The organism is Cobetia sp. PDI-23MA (assembly GCF_059507735.1).
Genome location: NZ_CM183352.1, coordinates 1411513 through 1434344, shown reverse-complemented (window position 1 = coordinate 1434344; position 22832 = coordinate 1411513). Strand labels below are relative to the sequence as shown.

Annotated in this window: 18 protein-coding genes and 2 pseudogenes; 7 read left to right on the top strand and 13 right to left on the bottom strand. The window is 55.0% G+C overall.

What is annotated here, in order from left to right:
• Window positions 1-68 precede the first annotated feature (68 nt).
• Window positions 69-2558, top strand: a complete 2490-nt coding sequence (locus tag AC5WNJ_RS06140) for a hypothetical protein (RefSeq protein ID WP_495930709.1) — start codon at window positions 69-71, stop codon at window positions 2556-2558.
• 326 nt (window positions 2559-2884) lie between these two features.
• Window positions 2885-5167: a site-specific integrase gene (locus AC5WNJ_RS06135; protein WP_495930708.1), complete on the top strand. Its 2283-nt coding sequence runs from the start codon at window positions 2885-2887 to the stop codon at window positions 5165-5167.
• A 428-nt stretch (window positions 5168-5595) separates the two neighbouring features.
• Here the strand turns inward: AC5WNJ_RS06135 and AC5WNJ_RS06130 are convergent, their stop codons facing one another.
• The 9 genes and pseudogenes from AC5WNJ_RS06130 to AC5WNJ_RS06090 all read right to left on the bottom strand — a co-directional run bounded on the left by AC5WNJ_RS06130 (window position 5596) and on the right by AC5WNJ_RS06090 (window position 11954).
• On the bottom strand, window positions 5596-6363 hold the full coding sequence (locus AC5WNJ_RS06130; protein ID WP_495930707.1) for a nuclease-related domain-containing protein: 768 nt from the start codon (window positions 6361-6363) through the stop codon (window positions 5596-5598).
• 258 nt (window positions 6364-6621) lie between these two features.
• Window positions 6622-6963 carry a DUF427 domain-containing protein gene (locus AC5WNJ_RS06125; protein WP_495930706.1) on the bottom strand — a complete coding sequence of 114 codons (342 nt, stop codon included), beginning with the start codon at window positions 6961-6963 and terminating at the stop codon, window positions 6622-6624.
• A gap of 90 nt (window positions 6964-7053) precedes the next feature.
• A complete protein-coding gene (locus AC5WNJ_RS06120; RefSeq protein WP_495930705.1) occupies window positions 7054-7674 on the bottom strand; it encodes an SUMF1/EgtB/PvdO family nonheme iron enzyme in 621 nt (206 codons plus the stop codon).
• A complete protein-coding gene (locus tag AC5WNJ_RS06115) occupies window positions 7656-7931 on the bottom strand; it encodes a DinB family protein (protein WP_495930704.1) in 276 nt (91 codons plus the stop codon). The genes AC5WNJ_RS06120 and AC5WNJ_RS06115 overlap by 19 nt, the downstream gene beginning before the upstream one ends.
• Before the next feature lie 119 nt (window positions 7932-8050).
• Window positions 8051-8170: pseudogene (locus tag AC5WNJ_RS06110) on the bottom strand (IS3 family transposase); the annotation flags it as partial.
• 111 nt (window positions 8171-8281) lie between these two features.
• Window positions 8282-9094: an HNH endonuclease gene (locus tag AC5WNJ_RS06105; protein ID WP_495930703.1), complete on the bottom strand. Its 813-nt coding sequence runs from the start codon at window positions 9092-9094 to the stop codon at window positions 8282-8284.
• A gap of 3 nt (window positions 9095-9097) precedes the next feature.
• Window positions 9098-9386: pseudogene (locus AC5WNJ_RS06100) on the bottom strand (type I restriction-modification enzyme R subunit C-terminal domain-containing protein); the annotation flags it as partial.
• A gap of 108 nt (window positions 9387-9494) precedes the next feature.
• Entirely contained in the window at window positions 9495-10814 is a 1320-nt protein-coding gene (gene egtB, locus AC5WNJ_RS06095; RefSeq protein WP_495930701.1) for an ergothioneine biosynthesis protein EgtB, read from the bottom strand.
• 144 nt (window positions 10815-10958) lie between these two features.
• The gene (locus tag AC5WNJ_RS06090; RefSeq protein ID WP_495930699.1) at window positions 10959-11954 is read right to left on the bottom strand and encodes an ion transporter; all 996 of its coding nucleotides are present in this window, start codon (window positions 11952-11954) and stop codon (window positions 10959-10961) included.
• A gap of 421 nt (window positions 11955-12375) precedes the next feature.
• On the opposite strand from AC5WNJ_RS06090, the gene AC5WNJ_RS06085 reads away from it, so the two are divergent.
• Window positions 12376-12726: a cupin domain-containing protein gene (locus AC5WNJ_RS06085; protein WP_495930698.1), complete on the top strand. Its 351-nt coding sequence runs from the start codon at window positions 12376-12378 to the stop codon at window positions 12724-12726.
• A 22-nt stretch (window positions 12727-12748) separates the two neighbouring features.
• Here the strand turns inward: AC5WNJ_RS06085 and AC5WNJ_RS06080 are convergent, their stop codons facing one another.
• The 3 genes from AC5WNJ_RS06080 to AC5WNJ_RS06070 form a co-directional block, all read right to left on the bottom strand.
• Window positions 12749-13744: a LysR family transcriptional regulator gene (locus tag AC5WNJ_RS06080; RefSeq protein WP_495930697.1), complete on the bottom strand. Its 996-nt coding sequence runs from the start codon at window positions 13742-13744 to the stop codon at window positions 12749-12751.
• 59 nt (window positions 13745-13803) lie between these two features.
• Window positions 13804-15156 (bottom strand): sodium/glutamate symporter, encoded by a 1353-nt coding sequence (locus AC5WNJ_RS06075; RefSeq protein WP_495930696.1) that lies wholly within the window; start codon window positions 15154-15156, stop codon window positions 13804-13806.
• Between the two features lie 146 nt (window positions 15157-15302).
• On the bottom strand, window positions 15303-16616 hold the full coding sequence (locus tag AC5WNJ_RS06070) for an NAD(P)/FAD-dependent oxidoreductase (RefSeq protein ID WP_495930695.1): 1314 nt from the start codon (window positions 16614-16616) through the stop codon (window positions 15303-15305).
• 397 nt (window positions 16617-17013) lie between these two features.
• Here AC5WNJ_RS06070 and AC5WNJ_RS06065 point away from each other — a divergent pair, with 397 nt between their 5' ends.
• The 4 genes from AC5WNJ_RS06065 to AC5WNJ_RS06050 all read left to right on the top strand — a co-directional run bounded on the left by AC5WNJ_RS06065 (window position 17014) and on the right by AC5WNJ_RS06050 (window position 20885).
• Window positions 17014-17487, top strand: coding sequence for an META domain-containing protein (locus tag AC5WNJ_RS06065; RefSeq protein WP_495930694.1), 474 nt, complete (start codon window positions 17014-17016; stop codon window positions 17485-17487).
• A gap of 473 nt (window positions 17488-17960) precedes the next feature.
• Window positions 17961-18950: a DUF1852 domain-containing protein gene (locus tag AC5WNJ_RS06060; RefSeq protein WP_495930693.1), complete on the top strand. Its 990-nt coding sequence runs from the start codon at window positions 17961-17963 to the stop codon at window positions 18948-18950.
• Window positions 18951-19045: 95 nt separating this feature from the next.
• A complete protein-coding gene (locus tag AC5WNJ_RS06055) occupies window positions 19046-20080 on the top strand; it encodes a methionine synthase (protein ID WP_054555785.1) in 1035 nt (344 codons plus the stop codon).
• A gap of 289 nt (window positions 20081-20369) precedes the next feature.
• A complete protein-coding gene (locus AC5WNJ_RS06050) occupies window positions 20370-20885 on the top strand; it encodes a flavin reductase family protein (RefSeq protein ID WP_253062063.1) in 516 nt (171 codons plus the stop codon).
• 204 nt (window positions 20886-21089) lie between these two features.
• Here AC5WNJ_RS06050 and AC5WNJ_RS06045 read toward each other — a convergent pair whose 3' ends face one another.
• Window positions 21090-22832, bottom strand: a complete 1743-nt coding sequence (locus AC5WNJ_RS06045; RefSeq protein ID WP_495930692.1) for an ATP-binding protein — start codon at window positions 22830-22832, stop codon at window positions 21090-21092.

Below are 22832 nucleotides of genomic sequence, written 5' to 3'. Positions count from 1 at the left end.
ACGACCTCAATGCGATCGGGTCCCGCTGGCCCCTTATACCGGAGTGGCTCAGGGGGAGCCTCCCTCCCTTGATTGCCTCAGAATATCGCCTCAGCGCTCGCCTCTTTGCCAACGATTACTCGATGCCAGACCTTGTGTCCCAAGTAGAGGAGTTCCTAGGAAGCCAATTTTTTATGGAGGACGAGACACATCGAAATTATAGAATGTCTCACTGCCTTCATTATACGGTAAATTACCGATTTACATCGCTCACTGACCCTCGCGTAAGCAGTATCCGAAAGCTGCTTAGACTGATTTTCGGTCAGCCTTATCATACTGTGACACGTGGCTCTGCCATAAAATACTACACCCAGATACTTGAGCTTAGAAAGACGCTCAAGCGGCTACTTGACTGGGGTGACCTGGATGATATTCACAACAGCTTTCCCAGACCCATTTCCCCTACCCTGGGAGAGCAGTTAGTTCCTCCTCCCGAGCATTTTTCCAATGCTGATTTGAAGCTGCTCGAACAGTTTCTTCATGCCTATGATATAGCAACTGATCGTCCATCGGAGCATCCCAACCATCTGCGCAATAAGAAAGCGACACGCGCTTTGCTTGACGAAATTTATCAGTCGAGCCAGCTCACTCGTAGCCCAATAAAAAAACAGCATAGAGCTCGCAATGAAAATCAAAAAAGACGCCAGCATGTCGATACCATTCTTCGTGATTCGCCACTTTGGGCCAGTGACAAATCTCACAAAATCCATGCTGAATATACCGACTATCGCTCCCTTGACAGGTCAATCCAAGCACTTGACCATGCCTTAATAGAGAATGATGAAGAGCTCACGGATGGCAATGAACATAAGAATGAATCATCATCTAATGGCCTAAGCCAAAGCAGCATCTCACCCCTCGACCCAGTGAAAGAACTATTCCATAACACGCTGCTTTCACAAGGCGATCAGGCGCTTCACCTTGAACGCGTTCAGCTCTTGCAACAGGCCCGCAGTCTCAAGACATCTGCAGACATCAGCCTACGCCCACAAGAAGAGGTTCTAGCAGCTTTACGTATCTTCCAACCACCGAAAGATGAGGAATTTCTCATAGAATCTGAGAGTGTCATTGCAATCCGACAAGCCTTGGCATTTCTTAGCATTCTACTTTGCAGTGGAATAGCACCTGAGCGCTTGCTGCAGACGACGGTAATCTCCCGATCCCCCAAGCTGCTCCTCAATAGCGACAGAAATCGTGAGTGGATCATCTGCCAGACGCTGGATCAAATTCCCAGCTGGTCACCGGAGGAGGGTCTACTCCACTACTCTGTCAACAAGGCACCTACCGAAACCATCATCACGTTGCCCTTGCCCAACGCTCTCAATCAGTCACTCATGGCTGAAAAGGTATGGCTCCCCGGCGCCCAGCCTTTCAAAGCACTGAAATCACTGATCGAGAAAAAACTCAAGCGCTGGGGGGATAATCGCCCGGGAAGTACCCTGACGTTGAGGCGCGTGTCTGCCAGTCATCATCATTGGGTGGTGCCTGCCTGTGAAGATGAAGTGATCGCGACCTGGTTGCGAGGCGAGCTCCCGCTCTCACTCTCTGCCCCGGCAACGTATCGAACGATACCTCTGCGCAAGATTCAGAAGACTTTTCTCTCGGCTCAAGCTGCGCTTGGCCTATTTCCCTTGTTAGAAGAAGACTGTCGTACACCTCGCGAAGATCACACCGTGGGATCCACAAAAGCCCAGGAGCCGAGCTATTTCAAACGTCCGCTTCATTTGCTGACGCAACTTACCAAGAACCACGCCATGCTGGTTACCTCATTGATTACCTTACAAGGGAATCGTAGTAGCGACTTACGGGCAGTCGGCGAAGCCATTGCCCGGCAAGGTCAGATACTGGGAGCGCTGACCTTACTTGCATGGCAGCTCTGCACCTTGGCTCGCCCAATTGGATCCAAAACCCAATGTGAGCAGCTGGAAAATACGCTCTGGCTACGCGACAAGGATTCGGCTCGGGCACAGGAAAGCCGCCAAATTCCACTTGTCCCTGCCCTTGGCGCATTGCTCCGGCTTCAGCATGAGTGGCGGGAGGAATGGCAACGATGGTGGAAACGCCACGGTGGCAAAGCAGACTTTCTTAGGCATGAACAAGTCGCCTACCCCGTTCAATGGAAGTTCAATGCCTCGACAATGATGTTGACGCAGCAACGCATGCAGCATGCTGACTGGCGGCAGTGGCTCAAGGATCTTCCAACGTTCATGCCTTCGCCTTTGGCAAGTGAATTGAGCCAGTGGGGCCGACAGCCTTCCAATATCACGCGCCATAGCATGATCACCGCGCTCCAATCGCGACTTTCTCACGCTGAATTTAGCGCGCTCGCTGGACACACCACTCAGGGACATTCACTCCAATCCCCGTCCAGTGATCGGAACCTGATTCAATCGGCGACACGAAGTGCACTAACCGATATCGCTAGACTATGCGGCTTGACGCCGAATCTGCTTCACAGAGACGACCTCCCATGGCCCATTGAGCACGCCGGACCAGCCATTCAAGGAGATAGAGGATGAGCGCTGTTACCCCCATTGACCTTCGGAAGAAAACCGATGTACCTGCCTAGGGCACTCTCAAGGCGCTTACAGCTCCGAAGCTGCCTCCGATCGAGCTTTCGAAAACACTGGGTAGGATATTCCGTCGCTGGGATGATCCAGATCATCGCCTTTTCTCCTCTTCTGAAGAGCTCAGACATTTCCGCAAGAATGTCGCACGCTACGCCTGGCGACGGCATAAGAAAAAGGTAACCAGAGCACAGGCTAGAGCGCAAAGTGCGCCTTCCACCAAGCCGTCTCGCGCTCGACACAATGCCACACGCTTGAACCAGCGAGATGTACAAGCCTTGATTCGCAACGCCATCCAGCTTGCCAAGGAAACTGGACTTGACTTCAGCTCCCGAAAGGTCACCAAGGAAGTCGCGCTTGTACTGACTCATCTCAACCGAGAGCCTGACTTCGAGGCTACGATTCCGACCAGTATCAAACGCCCGGTCAGACCCTCATCCGCGGCTACCTCATCACGAGATATCAAGGTTCAGCAACGGGTGCTGGATTCGGTACGCACCCTGCAGCGCATTCCCGCCAACCAATGTACGCCAGAGCAGTCTCTTCTCTTCCTGGCCTTGAGCATGGGTACCCTGCTGGGGATGGAGGAAGAAGTGATTCGCCATACTCTGCTGAACTTGAGCTCAGAGCATCTGCCACGCCTGAACATCAAGCGCGGTCCCCACCATTGGTTCATCGGCTGCCTGCCAGGGTTACCTCGAACACATCCAGCCCATTACCGGCTAAAAATCCCGAATCATATCAGGAGGCTACTCAGGGCTTGCCGTCAGTCCCCTGTCCCATCACCAGCCACCTCCTCCCAGCAGGCCGATGTATGGTGGTTCTCCTCGGATGCTACGCTGGACCTGAACAGTCCATTGGAAGCGCGAGCTGCCCATCTGGATCAGCTCTTGGTCACCGGTCTGTCACAGCTGCTAGATAGCCAGGCACCACGCAGGACTGGTTCCTCCGCTTCGCTGAAGAGTGTCCGATCATTGCTTCGTCATGCCTTTCGATGCACGACATTGTTAGGCCCTGCGCCCCTCTGGTCACAGCTGCTTCGTCGCTACCCCCTACCAGTGTGTAGCTGGCGTTCTCCTTGGCAGCATGACGAAAGTCTCATTTTATCGGCGGCCCCCCTCTCTACCTCCAGTACGTCGAGCGCTTCTGGAGCCATGGATGTCTCTGAACCGGAAGACATCGAGATTGATCTTCACACCCCTGAACTCCTTATGGGAGGAGGCGTCAGGAGCAACGAATCGTCACCATCAACCTCCCCTCGATACCGGCAGGATCAACTATCAACAGACTGGTATGTGAAAGCAGGCAACCAACTGTATGCGTATATCACCGAACTGGAGCATGAAGGTCTGATAACCCCCAAAGGGAAATCCGCGATTCAGCGGCATGACGCCATTACGTCTCGCTACGCGAAGAAGCTGATACACATGCTGGGCGAAGACAGCTACCCACTCTGGATACTGCTATGGCTGTCTTATCAATCGAGCACTCAAGGCAACAAAGCCAGCACGCTCAGGACTTACCTGAGTCGACTGACGCCCACCTCCTTGATGATGTTGCCCGATATCCCATGGTTGACGCTCTGGGATGGAGAACTGATGGAGGCGATCAGCGAACAGCTACCGACTCAGAAAGGCTGGGACACTTCGACGTCCCACAACTTCTTCCAGACGTTCAATCAGTTCATCAGCTTCTGCCAAGGTAACGATCGATTAACGGGTATCCCCCCCGTACAGGGTGAGGGAGGTCGCTTCATCAGTACATTGCGTACACATCTGATCATGCCGCACGAGGCGGAACATCTGACCCGGGCGCTCTCCCGAAGACGGAGTGGATTGCGGCGCAGCTGGCTGATCGCCTTCCTCCTTGGCTACTACGGGGGCCTGCGAGCTGGAGAAGTCATGGCATTGACACTGCATGATGTCATCATCAATCAGCCAGGAGAGGACGGCCCCACCTACTGTTACGTAGAAATCCATGCTGGAAAGACCGCAAATGCTCGGCGCAGCGTTCCTCTTCATCTTCTGATATCCCCAGAGTTGATGACGCTGGTGAGAGAGTGGATTGATAGACGCCGAGAGTCCTTTGCTGGCCAGCAGCGTTTGAAGAACATTGCCTTGCTGGGGCCAGAAAGCTCTCCGCTGGGCTATTCAAGAGAGAGCTTGCTGACCCCGCTCATGGCATGGGCCCGGCAGTCTCTCCGCGGTGCTCTCACACCCGGATTGGAGCTGGAGGACATCCACTTCGACTTCCATCTATTGAGGCACAATGCAATCTCGTGGCTCGTACTGCGCCTCTACAGCGACGACTACCCTCAGCTTCTGGATCGCCTTTCCTCCGCCTGCCGAGGACATTGGTCCTTCACTCCTGCAGCACTGGCGAACTGCCGCCGAGCGGTCTACGACGTACTGGAAAAAGATGCCAAGGCACGAGGTCACCGTCTCGAGTTACTCGCCAAGTTGATCGGGCACCGCAACTCTCAAACACTGACACATCACTACACGCACGTGCTGGGTGAGATACATGGTGAGGTACTTCTGGAGCTGATGAAGCGACGCTGAAGGCGAAGGCCGCATACTGGCTGTCGCCTATCGAAGCCGAAGCGCAGGTGGACGGCGGGCTAGAGATAGCCCAACCCCAATGCATCACCCTCCATCACTTGCGGTGTTGCACTCAGAGTCCACCTGCGCCATCTCACGCCCGGCGGTCGGGACGAATCAGGAGGTGCAGTGGGCCGTCCGAGTCTGTACACACGGATGGAGCATTAGCAGTTCATGCGTGGTGCGATGATCTCCTCGATATTTTGACAGCCTGATCGCCCTCAATTGTCCTGAAAGGGAATAATCAAAGCGCTTACAGCCTATACTAACCATTATCCCTGCAGGGAAAATTTATGGATAGCTTCGCTATGTCTGGCTAATTATCCCTATAGGGATAATTTCCTGAATTCATAGAATAATTGCCGCACTGGCTCCATAAATCCGTGGCATCACACCGCCTGTGTCGCACGACACTCCGGATAGGCCGAGCATCCCCAGAATTGCTGGCCCTCACGCACACCGGATTTGACAGTGCGCAGCACCATCCGGCTGCCGCATTTCGGGCATTCACGTCTGGCCTGTGGAGCATTGCGCTGCTTGAGGTGCTGTACATGGGTACGCTGCGTCGCCCGAGTCGGCGCCAGTCGCCCCGTCAGTAGCGCCTCATGCATGGCCTCGACCTGCGCCTCGCTGAAGACGGGGGTTTTGAACGACTGTACGAAGGGAACGAAGTCAGTCCCACGCGTCACGTTGGCTGGCATCTCGCCTTTGAGCCTGGCCCTGCCGACGAAGACGATCACCGAATGCAGGTGCTCGAATGGCACGCCAAGCGTCGTCTCCAGCGCCTTGAGGTGCCGGTAGTTCTGACGCAACGGATTCTGGAAGCTGAACGACCGGCGGGGAAACTGCTGGGTCCAGTTCGCCTCGTGCTCACTGCCGAAGATCCAGCCTTTCATGTTCTTGGTTTCCAATACGAAGCAGCCGAAACGCGACAGCAGCACATGATCGATCTGGGTGGTGCCGTTGGCGGTCTTGAGGGTGACATCGTGCAAGGCCCGATAGCCCTGCTTGCCGAGTCGACGCGCCATCCAGCGCACCCGCCACTCGCCGATGCGGCCTTTCATGCGGGGAGACTTGAGGTAACGACTGACGCAGGAAGCCAGCACGAGGCATAGCAGTACACTCATCACTGGCGCGATGTTCGAAGGGACAACCACTGTCATGACTCCTGGTGCAGCCTATACGGAAAGGAATCAAGCGAGGTGATTCGTCCAACCGGAGTACTGAGTCTTGATAAGGGAAAGGTAATGCTGCACCGCGACCGATGGAGAAGCGCGGTGCAGCAAGCTGCCGAATTCTAACTATCCGGCGAACGCCAAGCTACTGTTCTCTATCGGTTTATCTCTGAAGCAGAGCACGGCGGAACCTTATGCGCCGACAAGAGAATCACGTTGGCCGCGAGTCATTCACCTGAATCACTCCATTTCCAATGTGACCTTGTCGGTATCGAACGCCAATCGCCCTGCGATCGCCTGCATCTCCTCGATGGGCTGGTCGTAACTCCAGGCGATATCAGTAAGGTCTGATAGCGAGTAATAGGTGCTGTCACCCTTGAAGGGACAATGGGTGACGGTACGAGAGACCGAGAGCTTCGCCATCGTCACATCGGCGCGCGGCAGATAGAGCCTCGGTGGATAGCCCTTCTCGTGCAATTCCAGCGCGTTGTCAGTGTCGGCGATCACTGTTTCACCGACCAGGATTCGCACCCGCGAAGATAGCGGGTGCAGCGTGATACGCGGTTCAGGGTGGTCGGCCATGAAGACTCCTTTATGAGTTGGTGGGCAAAAGCCGCAGATGAAAGCAGCATATGAAAGTGTCTGGAGGCGCGTTCTGGAAGAGTCAGCCCATCAGACCCCACCGTCCCTGGCGAGACGGAAGCCGGAGAACGCCCAGCGCGCCTCGGGTGGGAAGAAGTTGCGATAGGTCGCGCGGATGTGGTCGGCGGGCGTGGCACAACAGCCCCCACGAAGCACCATCTGACCGGACATGAACTTGCCGTTGTACTCGCCCAGACTACCCGGCAACTTGCGAAAGCCCGGATACGAACGATAGGCACTGCCCGTCCACTCCCAGACATCGCCGAACATCTGACCCGGGGTGCCTTCGGCTCTCGCGGCCGCGACTGGCTGCAGATGACCCTGGTCGACGAAGTTACCCGTGAGTGGGACATCCTGAGCGACGGTCTCCCATTCGGCCTCGGTGGGCAGGCGCGCGCCCGCCCACTGGGCGTAGGCATCGGCCTCGAAGAAGCTGACGTGGCAGACCGGCGCATTCAGATCCACTGGCACCAGGCCGCCCAGGGTGTAGTGATGCCAGACGCCGTCGCGTTCGACCCAGTAAAGCGGTGCTCGCCAACCTTCCGCCTTGACCGTCGCCCAGCCATCCGCTAGCCAGTGCTCGGGAGTGGCGTATCCACCGTCCTGCATAAAGGCGAGAAACTCGCCATTGGTCACCGGACGATCCGCCATCTGGAACAGGCGGGATCGAGCGCCTGATAGCCGAATTGGAACGGCTTCAGGATGAAGGCCTCGAAGAACCAGCTGACATGGGCGATGTGCCACTTGGGCGGGCTGACATCCGCCATGCTCTGCACCATGTAGTCTTCCTTGTTCAGCGGCGCACAGATCGCCTCGGTAGCAGCTCGCACTCGATGGTACGCGCGCAGCCACTCCTTGGCATGCAGGCTATCGAGTCTTTCGATGACGGTGTCATGGGCAAATGACATGAGGGCTTCCTTTGCGAGTCTGGTTCTCTCCCTGAAACGTGATAGGACAGGCTCGGGCGGCCAGCAAGACTGACACGCCTCCCCTGCCCCATCAGCGCTTGGCCGGGATGATGTCCCCACCCTAACTCTCGAGCGGCGGCACTGATACCGATACGGTCAGCGAGTGCCAAAGCCTCATCCTTGTAGGCTTGGGAGTAACTGTCATGAGTCTTCTTCATAGACGCTGATTGCCTTGCCATGGATTGCGTCGTTCAGTGTACTTCCTTAATAGGGCGTCCACTGTCACTAGGCAAGATCACTTTGCGCATAATGTCCTAGGTGGACTTGATGGTGGGTGAGACGCTCATGAATTAATTCCTGAAAATATGGTCGCGGTGGTATTGCAGATAGTGTTGCTGTGCCGATGAAATAGGTTTGCTAATCGCGAGGTCGTTATAGATGCCAGCGGACAGTGCATCAGCGGGCTTCAACTGCGGACTGAGTTGAATTGCGCCGTCGAATCGAAAACTGATAAGTCCCGCATCGAAAGCAGCATCCAGGCTGGCAACCAGCAACAGGCCATTGTTCGGGTCCAGCCGTTCATGGTTGTTGCTGCTGCGCCAAGGTTTGATATGTGAGGCTCGAAGCAAGGCAGACTGCTTGACCCCAGTCACACAACAGCGGGTATCCCAAGCTTTTTCCAACTCGGCACGGAAGAGCCCCTGGCCGCGGCGTGCATCGATGACCTGCTCGCGCGTAGTTTCATCAAGCCCGTCTAGCTGTTGATCCGCGGCCAGGATATCTCCGTAGATGTCATTCGACCCAGTACCCATAAGAAGGGTGAGGAGTTGTTGCAAAGCGGCTGCCGTGGGAACATCGATATCAAGCCCATGAGCGATTGGATTTGCACCGGTGTGCAAGGTCTTCGGGTAGCCAGTAAGGTTGCTATTGTGGAACTTCACGCCTGACCTGACTCCAGTAACATCGATATCCTGACACCTGTTGAGGTTGTCAGGATGTATCACTAAGGGGGCCTTGCTTACCGGGTGTCCTGCGGCGCTGGTTTTAACGTAAACACGGGTTTGGGTAGCGGGGTGCAGCAGGCCCTTGATACGTTCGTTGTCCTTATCCAAGACAAAGCCCAGTTTCTGCAGCTCTGCGGCTATTTGTTGTGAGTTGAGCATCGGTTATCCGTATAGCTGACGTTCTAGGTCCTGCAGCGCTGAGAGGTGGCCATTCCTGCCACCGAAGGCCCTGACCAGTTCCATGGGAGCGCCGATGTTACTGAAAGGGGTTAGGATAAGCACCTTGGGATTCTTGATGGGCTCGACACCCGCATCGGCGTACTTGTCGACCAGCGTCTCCAGTATCTGACGTGCCTGCCCCTAGTAGCGAGTGAAGATATCGTGTTACTTCACCCGCTCGGCGCGCTCGCGGCGGGCGGTCGAGGGCGGTGTGGCAGATCACGTCGAAGGGAGCGTGCGAGGTGGTCGGCCATGAAGACTCCTTTACGGGTTGAACGGGTTGAAAGATAGAAACGGAAGATGAAGATGCCTGGAGGCGCGTTCTGAAGGGGTCAGCCCATCATGCCCCACTATCCCTGGCGAGACGGAAGCCGGAGAACGCCCAGCGCGCCTCGGGCGGGAAGAAGTTGCGATAGGTCGCGCGGATGTGGTCGGCGGGCGTGGCACAACAGCCTCCACGAAGCACCATCTGACCGGACATGAACTTGCCATTGTACTCCCCCAGGCTGCCCGGCAACTTGCGAAAGCCGGGATACGGACGATAGGCGCTGCCCGTCCACTCCCAGACATCGCCGAACATCTGACCCGGCATGCCGTCAGTTTTCGCCGCGGCGACTGGCTGCAGGTAATCCTGATCGACGAAGTTGCCCGTCAGGGGGACATCCTGAGCGACGGTCTCCCACTCGGCCTCGGTGGGCAGACGCACGCCGGCCCACTGGGCGTAGGCGTCGGCCTCGAAGAAGCTGACGTGGCAGACCGGCGCCTTCAGATCTACCGGCACCAGACCGCCCAAGGTGTAGTGATGCCAGACGCCGTCGCGCTCGACCCAGTAAAGCGGTGCCCGCCAACCTTCCGCCTTGACCGTCGCCCAGCCATCCGCCAGCCAGTGCTCGGGAGTGGCGTAACCACCTGTCTCCATGAAGGCGAGAAACTCGCCGTTGCTCACTGGACGAGCCGCCATCTGGAACGCTTCGACGAACTGACGGTGGCGGCCCATCTCATTGTCGTAGGCGAAGCCGCCTTTTGATGCATCATGACCGATCTCGCGAATCCCGGCTGGATAGGCCAGCCACCCCAGCGGCGGCACCTCCTGCGCAGAGGCTGGTGCCAAGCCTGGCGCCAAATCATCCCGGTAGGCCGGACACAGCGGGTTCTGCGCCAGGATGTGCTTGATATCCATCAACAGCAGCTCCTGATGCTGCTGCTCATGCGGTAGGCCCAGCTCCAGACGGCGCAGAATTTCCGGCAGATGTTCCTGGGGCGGATTCTCGAGCAAGGCCTGCATGGCCTGATCGACGTGCGCGCGATAGCGATAGACGTCATCGACGGTCGGACGCGATATCGAGCCACGCTCGGCGCGCGGGAACGGCACACCATGCGTCTCGTAGTAGGAGTTGAAGAGGTGATCGTAGGCGGGATCGAGCGTCTGATAACCAGATTGAAACGGTTTCAGGATGAAGGCTTCAAAGAACCAAGTGACATGGGCGATGTGCCACTTGGGCGGGCTGACATCCGCCATGCTCTGCACCATGTAGTCTTCCTTGTGCAGCGGCGCACAGATCGCCTCGGTGGCGGCTCGCACCCGCCGGTAGGTATCCAGCCAGGCCCTGGTCTGCTCAACATCGTGAGTGTCACTTGAGGATTGCGGTGCATATGACATCGAGACGTCCTTTTGGGTGTTGCAAATCCATTGCCGAATGACTGATGTCGGGAGGTCGTGGCCGACTTTCAAGGGCTGCCGCGCTCGGAGAGCTGCCCTGCACGCTGGCCAGTTGCGACATACCTCCTGCAGGCACACCTGTCTTCACTGATATTTCTGATGCCAACTCTTCACGGCGATGCGCTCCTTGAGCAACTCCAGCATGTCGATCAACACCTGCTCGGTGATCTGCTCCGTTCTCGGGTCAGTGCGCGACCAGGCATCGAAACCACTCTCTGCCAGATGCCCCATCAGCGCCGAGAACTCCTTGGAGCGCAGGCCGACCAGCGCTTCATCGACAAGGTGACAGGCCAGATCGGACAGCGAACTTTCGAGCCCCTTCGTCAGCTGAGTGCCCATGGGCAGACGCGAGACGCGCTGGAGCTCCGGACTTTCGGCAAGGGTGCGGCTGACCAGGCCCCGCACATAGCGCAGGGTATCGTCGCGATTCTGGGTATAGACGTCCCCTGCCATGGTCTCAAGGCGCTGGGTAATTTCCTGGATCAAGGCCTGCTTACGCGGTTCCACGACACGCTCGATCACCGAGGATGAGAGGTCATCGCTGTCGCGCAACTGCTGTTGAACGTTGTCGAGCATGCGCAGGGAGATACGATCCGTCAGCTCTTCCAGCAGGATGTCGAGATACTTGGCGGCAACACGATAGACATACCATTGCCGCACATCGATCAATTCCAGACGTTGCAGACGGAACAACAACGAGACCACACGCAGCACACGCAACAGACGGAAGCCGCTCAGCGGAATACAGCCCAGCACGTCATACCAGTGCACGAAGGGATAGAAGAACCAGCGGTGATAGCGCCGCTCCGCGATGGCCACTGCCCACCCCGCCAGCACATCCAGCAGGAAGACGGCGACGAACGCCAAGTCAATGGAGAGGAAATTGGCGTGGATGTTCTGCTCATAGGCCGCATGCAGCCCGGGTGTCACAGCCTCGAAGGCCGTGTTCAGCGGGGGAATCAGGAAGAGACTATCGAACAGCAGCAATGCCAGATTGGCGATCACGAGCACGATGATGAACAGATCCCACCACAGATGTATCCGCTCCCTGGCGGACGAGGGCGTGCGGGTGGCTGGCATGACAACTCCTTGCTGGCTCTCGTATTGACTCTCCCGACCCAACTGGCATCGGTGCACTTTCAGCCTAGCGTACGAGATGCTGCACAGAGCGGGCAATGTTACCGATACCAGCGTGGAAGCGTTTTCTCGACGCATACGTGCGTTGGACATCCACGCCCCTTATCCAAGCCACCTACTAAAAACTCGGCGCTGATCCCAACACCGTATCAAAGACACCATATACAAACGGCAAAGCTGCAAGGGCTCAGTACGTCAATGCGCTATAGCGTGACTTATACCTCCCATTAAGTTTATTAATACAACTCGTGCTCCTTCGTCATTACTGACATAACGTACCTTCAAATAAATTGTATCCGGTTCATAACACTCACTGTGGGTACTCTGTTGTGAACCGGTTTTATTATTTACTGGAGGGACATACATGCCAGCGATAAAATTTGACCATATAGATACTGCATTTACCCATCGAGGAGGCCCACCTGGGCATGCCGAGGTCGGGCGTACCGTATCAACGGAACTGAGTGAAACCATGGGGGCCGGCTTTGCACGCTGGGAAGGTGCCGAGGTCGAGTGGACGGTCAAATACGACGAGGTGATCTTCGTGATCACCGGTGAGTTGATCGTAGAGACACGAGAGGAAACGCACGTCATTACGCCGGGGCAGATGCTGTGGCTGCCCAATGGCACCTGGCTGAAGTATCGAGGCCATGCGCTATTCGGGTATGCAGTTTATCCCGGAAACTGGAAGGCATTGCTCGAACAATCCAGCTGATCAAAGCGCCTTGGTGATCACCTCAACGAATATGCAACATGTCATCGAACTCTGGTTTGATGACATGTTGGTAGTGCTGTTGGCAAAAACGTGCCAGCTCCGAGGGCAAAGAGCCTTGTTCCCCTTGCCAGGCAAGCAGATACAGCCCCCGTTGCAAGACTGCCCCCGGCAAGGGCACCACGCGCACACGAAAGGCTTCATGCCTGGCGTGCATCAGACTGAGAGCCGTGGTGATGCCCCACCCCAGATTGGCCTGTACCAGGGCCAACAGAGAATCCGTCGTATCGAACTCGACCCTGCGGCGACTCTCCAACCCCATGCGGCGCAGATGAATATCGATATCCAACCCCATCCGGGAATGCCGGGAATACCGGATCATTCCCAACTCCTGACTAAGTCTGACCATCTCTTCCAATGATGACACCTGACGATCCGGCGGTAATACCAGCAAATAGGGATCGCTGAAAAGGTGATAACGCTCCAGTCCATGCACATGCTCCAACGCACTGGAAGTTACAACGACATCGATATTTCGCTGTAAAAGGTTCTGCTCATTCGGCTCACAGAATCCCGAACGAAGAGTCAGCTCCTCCACCTTGTCCCCCAGCCGATTCACGACAACAGGAGCAAAGACAGAGGCAAACGAATCCACAAATCCACAGCGGAGAAAGCGTGTCGCATCGATCGTGGCATGGCTGACACTGGCCATTACCCCTCGTGCTTCACTCAAGAGTGTCTGACTTTCCCGATAGAGGCGATCCCCCGCCACTGTCGGTTTCAGTGGGCGGCACTGACGATCAATCAGCGCTACTCCCAGCTGCTTTTCCAATCTTGACAACGACTGGGACATGGCCGACTGCGTCACCCCCTGCAGTCGCGAGGCCTCTGCCATGCTGCTGCAATCGATGATCTGACAGAACGCCTGTAGCTGACGGAGATCGGGGAGCTCAGAACGAGGCGGAAGGCTTGCCATGATGAGAAATACCTGGAAGTAAACAAAAGGCTCCTGCAGGGGCATCTTCCCACAGGAGCCTATGACTTTCACTATATCACACACTTGCTGGCCACGCCGTTCTTTCAACTACGGCTGGTAACTCCACTCCCTGCATTGGCAGTTGACCCTCGGAAAAGTCGAGCGAGCAATTGAACCACAGCAATGTATACCAGCATTCCTGCCAACGCCTGCCAGCCGTACCCGCTCAGCACGAGCATTGGCATGAGTGAAATCAGCAGGATATCAACCACCGCACCTGGCACATAAGCAATTGCGTAATCATCCAATACCTTGCTTTTCATCTCCGGATCTGCGACTCGCAGCAAGAGAATCCCCATCGCGACAGTGCCTGTCATCCACCCCCAGCTGAAGATCCCTTTCTCGAACCATTCGGCCCCAAACATGCGCGGTGCAACGACCAACACCAGAAAGAGACACATGATCAGCCCCGCGACCATCAACAGTGCCATCGGCACAGCATAGGTAATCAGTACTGCAATCTGGATGGAGGCGATACCGAAGACAATGAGAAAGTCCGTCGAGGCTCCGGCAGCATGATTGAAGATGCCATCATCCAGAAAACGTGCAGCTCCCGCCTTTTGCAAGATTACGCGAGCGATACACCCGATCAGGAAAGCGCAGGCAAACTTGGGTACCGAGACCATGTCATGCAGTGAAGACAATGAGAGGCTCATGAGATAGGCAAGCGCTGTCACGACCAACACAATGGCAGCATGAATGGCAAAGACATCCACCGAGATGGAAGAGATGCCTTCCCGGGCCAGTACTCGCCGCTTGTCTTCCTTGACCAGACCGCAGCGCAACTCACTATCCATCTCGGAAAAGCGCGGCAAGCCCTTCAACCAACCGCGTTGTACTCCATAGTTGAGCAACCCCATCCCGAGGAAGATGGCCGCAAAGATACCAAAGGTAGCAGAACTGAGTGCCAGGGTGGTGGCGTCATCCCAGCCCAGTTGACGGAAAGATTCCCCGATGGCGACAGCAGTACCATGACCGCCCATGAAACCTGCCGGCATGATGAGCCCGAAGCCTGCGTTGAGCTCCGGCCAGAAGGTCGCTGCCATCAGTGCGCCCACCACAAGGCCTACGCACCATTGCCCTACGGTCACGGTCTGATTGAAGGCCCATAGCGATCCAGCACGTCCCAGCACTTCCCGTGGGCCCGGAAATTGAGTTGCCAGCCCTACTGCAGCAAAGATCATCGTGATCAGCACCCCGGCATAGGCGGTAAAGCTCTCTGACCAAGGCAAGACATCCAGGGCGTATGGGCCAAGCAACAGTCCGAGCAGACCGGCAATCATCGAGACCGGGATAAACATTTGTTGTATGAAGGGCACGCGCACACGTATGACCTTGGCCAACAGCAGCAACAGACTCGCGATCCCCATGTCGAGGACAAGATCCCAGATATTCACATTCAGTTCTCCACTCGTTTTTTGATATTGTTCTGGTGAATCGCGCCTTGGATTGTATTTCCACCCGCTCCACCGACTTCCTCATGACATAAGGCATGGCGTCCTGATGTCTGTTATCTCACCTTCTGGCTTACGTGGAGGCGTTATCAAAACTCGCTACGACTGGCCCAAGCTGCATGACGCATTCGGGCACGCACTCCTACCCCAAGGAAAGGTTGTGGAGGGTTTCGCCCGGGCTTGCCAGTAATGGCCAACATGCTCGAAAGCAGCTCGGAATCTTCTCCCAAGGCCATTTCCGCCAACAATCGCCCGGAAATGGTGCCACGACCGACACCCACACTTTGATGTATCCCTGTCATCCAGGCGCCGTCCGCAACCTTGCCGAACCAGGGCTCGAAGTTGGTCGACAAACCACACGCCCCGCCCCAGGTGGACTCGAAGGGAACATGTGCCAGTTGAGGGTAGCGAGTCAGGAAGGACTCTCGATGCCCTTGACGGATAACCTCACGTTCATTCAAGTCATCGTGATACTTGGGGACGTAGCGATACTGGTTTCGCACCATCAACCGGAAATCATCTGTCATGCGTAACGTTGTACCAGCATGATCGGCAGGCGTGAGGCCCCACTGACGATTCAGGAATCCTCGACGCTCTTCATGCGTCAGAGGTCGCGTCATGCTGGCAAAGGTCATCACCGGCAGCATTCTATTGCGCAGGAATCCGAATTGCCCCGAATAGATGTTGGAGGCAAGAATCACCTTCTTGGCCCTGACACTTCCTGCTTGTGTCGTGGCTATCCAGTCCCCTGCCTCGCGAGTGAGGGATGTGACGGGTGTCTGCTCATGTAGAGTCACATTTTCCGGCAAGCTATCTGCCAGCCCCCGGACAAGTGCTGCCGGCTGCATCAGCGCACCACCCGCCGTGTAAATCGCTGACGCGTAATGTCGAGTCCCCAGTCGTGTGGACAACGCCTCACGATCGAGCCTTTCATAGGGATAATCCAGCGCCTTGAGACATTGCTCATAATGAGTGAGAAATGCCAGTCCACGCTCCCCCACCGCTCCCTGATACTTGCCCTCAATGGACCAGCCACACTCTATACCAAAACGCTCGACATGATGGCCCAGGTCCGCTATCGCCTGACGGTTGAGCTTGAGCTGATGTTGCTTACGTGCATCATCATGGCTCTCAAGGTCACGCTTGTGAGGAAGGTCGATCACGAATCCTGAGTTACGTCCGGACGTGCCTTGCCCGACACGTAACGCTTCTAGCAGTACCACCGAGCTGTTAGGCCTTAGCTCTCCCAGTCGACGAGCAGCTGCCAGCCCAGTGAAGCCAGCGCCGATGACAAGCCAGTCCACCTGCTTGTCGTGCTTGAGTTCGTTGGCATCAAATCGTGTTTCCAACTGGTGATACCAGCCATTAGAGCCATCATCTCGAGGGAGTATTGTCTTGGTCATTACCTTCTCTCACACATGCAGGACGGCATATTGACCGTGTCGTCCAAAGCGGCTGAGCTCGCATGTTGAGAGGAGTTGAACGATGTCTCTAGCAGCATCACGAAAAATTAAGTATCGCGTTAATGAAAATGAAGCCTGATTTCGGCTTACCCCGATAACGCTTCGGAATTTAAGGTTTGAGCAGTCGCGCGGGCCTGCTCTACAACTTCAGAGCATTCCTTATTCATCAACTTTAGTCTTATATATTTACTCAACATAATATCAGCGCAAGTTACACACTGACCGAATCCTCGCATTCGTGCCAACAGAATCCCATGGGTTGCCAAGATGTCACACATGTTTGGACCACCCTGAACTCAGCGCAGAACAGCCCTATCATCATGAAGGAGATACCAGGATGAGACAGATTCGCCCAATGACCATTGCTGCCCTGATGTGTGCAGCGCTCACTCTGGCGGGCTGTACAGGCGCTCAATCCTCCGCCGACTCTCAAGCCGTCGACGAGCCGCTAGAGAACACCTACTGGAAGCTGGTGGCACTCGAGGACCAGCCGACACCCGTGGTGGATGGCAAGCGTGAAGCCCACATCGTCCTGCACAGCTCAGACTCTCAAACGCAAGGCTCGCGAGTGGCAGGTTCCACTGGCTGCAACCGCCTGATGGGGGAATATCAGCATGACGATCGCGAACTCAGCTTCGGCCGTCTGGCCACCACCCGCATGGCATGCCCCGGTGAAGTCGCAATGCTCGAACGCGATTTCCTCGCGACACTCAATGACGTGTCTGGCTGGCAGATTGAAGGCAAGACACTGACCCTGACCGACGAACAAGGGGCATCGCTCGCCCGCCTGAAGGCCGTTCACCTCTACTGATCCCTATCACTGGCCGCTCAGTGCAGGGTGCGGCTGGACTTAATACTCCGCGCAACAGACCAGACACCACAACGCCGCCTCCCGCTGCCGGAAGGCGGCGTTGTGGTGTCTGGTATCTGCCTATTCTCTCTGCACCAACTCTGCACCAACCTCAATGACATCAGCGATGGCGCTGGCACAGTGAAAACTCAGGCTCTGCCCTCATCATGAATATCGCTCAACTTGAACATTAAAAAATCCAGTTTGTCTCATGAAGCTGAGAAATGGATACTCACCTGCATCAGATCGTTGATGAAGACTTCCCATGACGCTGCACTTCACAGCCAGCACACGGAACGTGATGGCGAGCAGCGTGCCTCTCCCGGCATGGATGCGTTCTCACAGAGAGCAACCCGCTCACGAGACGCCTGAAAGATCACGGGAAGATGTCGACGACACAGTGAATTTTCTCTCTCAGGATCAGGGTGAACGCCATGAGCAACGAATTCGGTTTCAGCATCAACAGTCTGCGCTTCGACGAGAACTACGTTCCGGCGGAAAACACCCGCCTGACCACCAACTTCGCCAACCTGGCGCGTGGTGAGAGCCGTCAGCAGAACCTGCGCAGCACGCTGAACATGATCAACAACCGATTCAATGCGCTGGCCAACTGGGACAACCCCAAGGGCGATCGTTACTCTGTCGAGCTGGACATCATCTCCGTCGAGCTGAACCTCGACGCAGCGCGTTCCGACAATGCCCTGCCGATCATCGAGATCCTGCAGACCACCATCGTCGACCACCAGACGAATCAGCGCATTGACGGCGTGACCGGCAACAACTTCTCGTCCTACATACGCGATTATGACTTCAGCGTGCGCCTGCTGGAGCACAACAAGGGCAAGGATTCCTTCAGCGTGCCGGAGCAGTTCGGCGTGCTGCACGGCAACCTGTTCCAGGCCTTCGTGGGTTCTGCTGCCTACAAGGAATGCTTCAAGAAGCCGCCGATCATCTGCATCAGCGTCTCAACCACCAAGACCTACCAGCAGACTGAGAACGTGCACCCGATCCTCGGGGTGGAATATCGCCAGGACGACGATTCCCTGACCGATGCCTACTTCAGCAAGATGGGCCTGAAGGTGCGTTACTTCATGCCGCCGGGCAGCGTTGCGCCGCTGGCCTTCTATCACACCGGCGACCTGCTCAACGATTACAGCAATCTGGAGCTGATCAGCACCATCAGCACCATGGACACCTTCCAGAAGATCTATCGTCCCGAGGTCTACAACGCCAATTCCGTGGCCGGCAAATCCTATCAGGCGAGCCTGAAGCAGCAGGACCATTCACTGACGCGCATCGTGTACGACCGCGAAGAGCGCAGCCAGCTCGCCATCGAGCAGGGCAAGTTCGTGGAAGAGAGCTTCATCAAGCCCTACCAGAGCCTGCTCGAGCAGTGGTCCGCCAACTGGTCCGCCAACCGATAAATTCATCATTGGTCAGCTCACTGATCCGCAAACAGCGCGCTGACCGACGAACGACTTCCGCTATCTGAACCATTCCAAGGACAAGGTTATTCATCATGACGAGATTACTCCCGACCTCCACCGCTGGCAGCCTGCCGAAACCTTCCTGGCTCGCCGAACCGGAGGTTCTCTGGTCCCCCTGGAAACTCGAAGGTGAGGCACTGATCGCGGGCAAGCAGGATGCGCTGCGCGTCTCCCTGCAGGAACAGCAGCACGCCGGGATCGACATCGTCAGCGATGGCGAGCAATCGCGTCAGCACTTCGTCACCACCTTCATCGAGCACCTGAATGGTGTGGATTTCGAGAAGCGCGAAACCGTCAAGATCCGTGATCGCTACGAGGCCAGCGTGCCGTCCGTGGTCGGTCCGGTCTCCCGCCAGAAGCCGGTGTTCGTCGAAGATGCCAAGTTCCTGCGCTCGCAGACCGATCAGCCGATCAAATGGGCACTGCCGGGACCGATGACCATGGTCGACACCCTCTTCGATGGCCACTACAAGAGCCGTGAGAAGCTGGCGTGGGAATTCGCCAAGATTCTCAACGAGGAAGCCAAGGAACTCGAAGCGGCAGGCGTCGACATCATCCAGTTCGATGAACCGGCCTTCAACGTGTTCTTCGATGAAGTGAATGAATGGGGCATCGCTACGTTGGAGCGTGCGATCGAAGGCCTCAAGTGCGAGACCGCCATCCACATCTGTTACGGCTACGGTATCAAGGCCAACACCGACTGGAAGAACACCCTGGGCTCCGAATGGCGTCAGTACGAAGAAGCCTTCCCGAAGCTCCAGCAATCCAACATCGATATCGTGTCGCTGGAGTGTCACAACTCCCACGTGCCGATGGAGCTGATCGAGCTGATCCGTGGCAAGAAGGTCATGGTCGGCGCCATCGATGTCGCTAACAACACCATCGAGACGCCGGAAGAAGTCGCCGAGACCCTGCGCAAGGCGCTGCAGTTCGTAGATGCCGACAAGCTCTACCCCTGTACCAACTGCGGCATGGCTCCGCTCTCCCGAGAAGTCGCCCGCGGCAAACTGCAGGCACTCAGCGCTGGCGCCGCCATCGTGCGCAAAGAACTCGAAGCACAGCGCTGATCGCTTGGCGAGACACTGAACTGGCCAAGACACAGCGCGGGCCAAGACACAGCACTGACAGATAGCGCCAAGCTAGTTCCGAACCGAGTTAGCTCGACGATAGTGCTCGAGAGTGAAAGCAGCAGTGGCTGACACCGCCGCAAACAAAAATGGCCATCGTGAAGGATTCACGACGGCCATTTTTTCATCAATCTCACTCTTGTCACTCAAGCACCCAGTCCCGCGCCATCGCTGCAGCCCCTCCCCCACGGCTGATCGTTACCACCTCCCCACTCTTGTAGGACCTGCCATGTCACTCCCCGACACCAAAGCTGACACCACCATCGACCCCACCAGTTTCCGTGAAGCCCTCGGTCACTTCGCCTCCGGCATCACCATCATCACTACCCAAGTCGACGACGAGCCCATCGGCTTCACCTGCCAGTCGTTCTACAGCGTCTCGATGAACCCGCCGCTGGTCTCCTTCAGCGTCAAGGCAAGCTCCTTCAGCTACCCGAAGATTCGCCAGGCAGAGCGCTTCGCCGTCAACATTCTCTCCAGCGAGCAGAGCCATGTCTCCAACCAGTTCGCCATGCGCGGCGCGGACAAATGGCAAGGCATCGACTGGAAGCTCTCCCCCCTCGGCAACCCGGTCATCAATGACAGCCTGCATTGGCTCGACTGCAAAATTCACGCTGAGCACCCCGCAGGTGATCACCTGATCGTGATCGGGGAAGTGAAAGGACTGAATCTGGATGTTGCAGGGATGGCGCGGCCGCTGCTGTATTTCAAGGGGAAGTACGGGGGCTTGGCTGGGGATAAATAACATTTCATGAGATCACCGTATAATATAGCACTAAGTTTATTATACTATGTGATAGTTACTGGCAATGATATTAATAACATATTCATAAAAGCTCTGAATTTAATAAATTCAGACGCAAGATTTAAGTCTTTAAGTGCAACTTAGTTTAATCAAAAGCCAAACTTAGAATCGATGGTTCGGCTGTCCGTCTATATACTCAAAAAATTATTTTCTCTGATAACGCCACTTCGTAACGACTTCTATAATTTTTTCAATCGACATCGCTTGTTGCTGCCAACCTTTATCGAAATCAACATCATTTGATCGCGGTAGTTGTTCACTAGGCAAGCTACGAATCATCACCCTAGTAGGTAAAGTTGCTGCTTGTCCAACAAAAATTGCCTCTTGACGCCTTAAACCAGAAAGCATTTTCGTTAAGCCAGACATAGAATCCGGTAATACACTGCGCACGTGTTCACGGTCAGCATCATTAGTTATTCGAAGCACGATCCATGAATTACACTGCGACAAAACAGTTGCTTCAACTTCACTCGGCCTCTGCGAAACCAATAACAGTCCTACGCCATATTTACGGCCTTCTTTCGCAATTCGACGAATAGCAGATTGGGCCGCTTCATACTGTGCTTCACCACGATTGGGAACGTATCTGTGAGCTTCTTCACATACCAAAAGTACAGGACTAGATTGACGTTCGGCTTCGGTTTGCCAAACTTTAAGCTGAAATACAACTCTAGCAATTGCAGCACTGGCTACCCCTGCTACTTCATTAGGTACGCCAGACAAGTCAACAATCTGAATAGTAGTTTGCTGCGTTAAAAACTGATTGACAATCGTTGGCAATGGATCTTCTAATCCATCCCAACTTTCCATCATGAATTTTAGCCGACCGTCTTTTAGTAATGAATCAATCTTACGGATCACTTTATTATAATCTTCGTGATCTTTCTGAGATTTATTTGGTGGTCGCTGTTGGTTTATTGCTCCAATTAATCCTTCTAAATATAGATTCTCACCTATTTTTCCGAAATTATCCAACTCATTACTACAACCAATAACGTAAGGGATTGGTGAATCAACCGTTAATTGTCTCTTATCAAGCCCAAGCTGTTCAGCCGCTGCCTCACGAACAGATATTAGAGCATTCTTAACAATATTGGATTGGGAGGTCGCTGCAAACTCGGTCTTGCCGATAAACAAACTTAGTGACTCTTCTAAGTCAAGTAACCAATATGGTAATTTTAGCGAACCCTCATCGGTAGATAATCGTTGATGTTCGGGGAACGCTTTGCCATACTCATTATGTGGATCAAGGATAATAATTTGTGGGTGCCAGTGTTCATGACTGGCTATTCGACCACGTTCGAGAATACTGTGAATAACCGCTGCCACCGTACCTGATTTACCAGCACCGGTGGAGCCAAGGATAGCGGTATGCTTACCTAGTAATTCGTTCAACTCAGCGTAACAAGGTGCACCGCCAGAGCCAACATGCTCACCAAGTTTAATAACGGTACCTTTAGCGTCACCGTAAATAAACCTAAGCTCTGATTTAGGGGTCAGATAAATAGTTTGCTGCGGTAGGGGGTAAGTAGCAACACCACGTTCAAACTCAAGGGCAAACTCATTTACATCTTTTCTTCGCCACTCACCCTCTCCAAACAAGTCAGCTTCAATAATACGTTCATCCAAAGATGCGACAGGCAACCCCCTTTCTAGCTGGTAGTCAGCTTTCATACGCAATCGACTGACTAAACCGTAAATAGAGCGGCGTCCAAAATGAACTTTGATAATTGAACCAAATTGTCCAATTGGGTAGTTTTCACCGGCAAATACTCGGGACAAGTCGGAAATAGTAGGATCGAGCTCTGCGATAATACGTGCCCCATCCACCTCAATAATTTTCCCGATAGAGAGATTTTCAATAGGCTTTATGTATTTATTATCCAT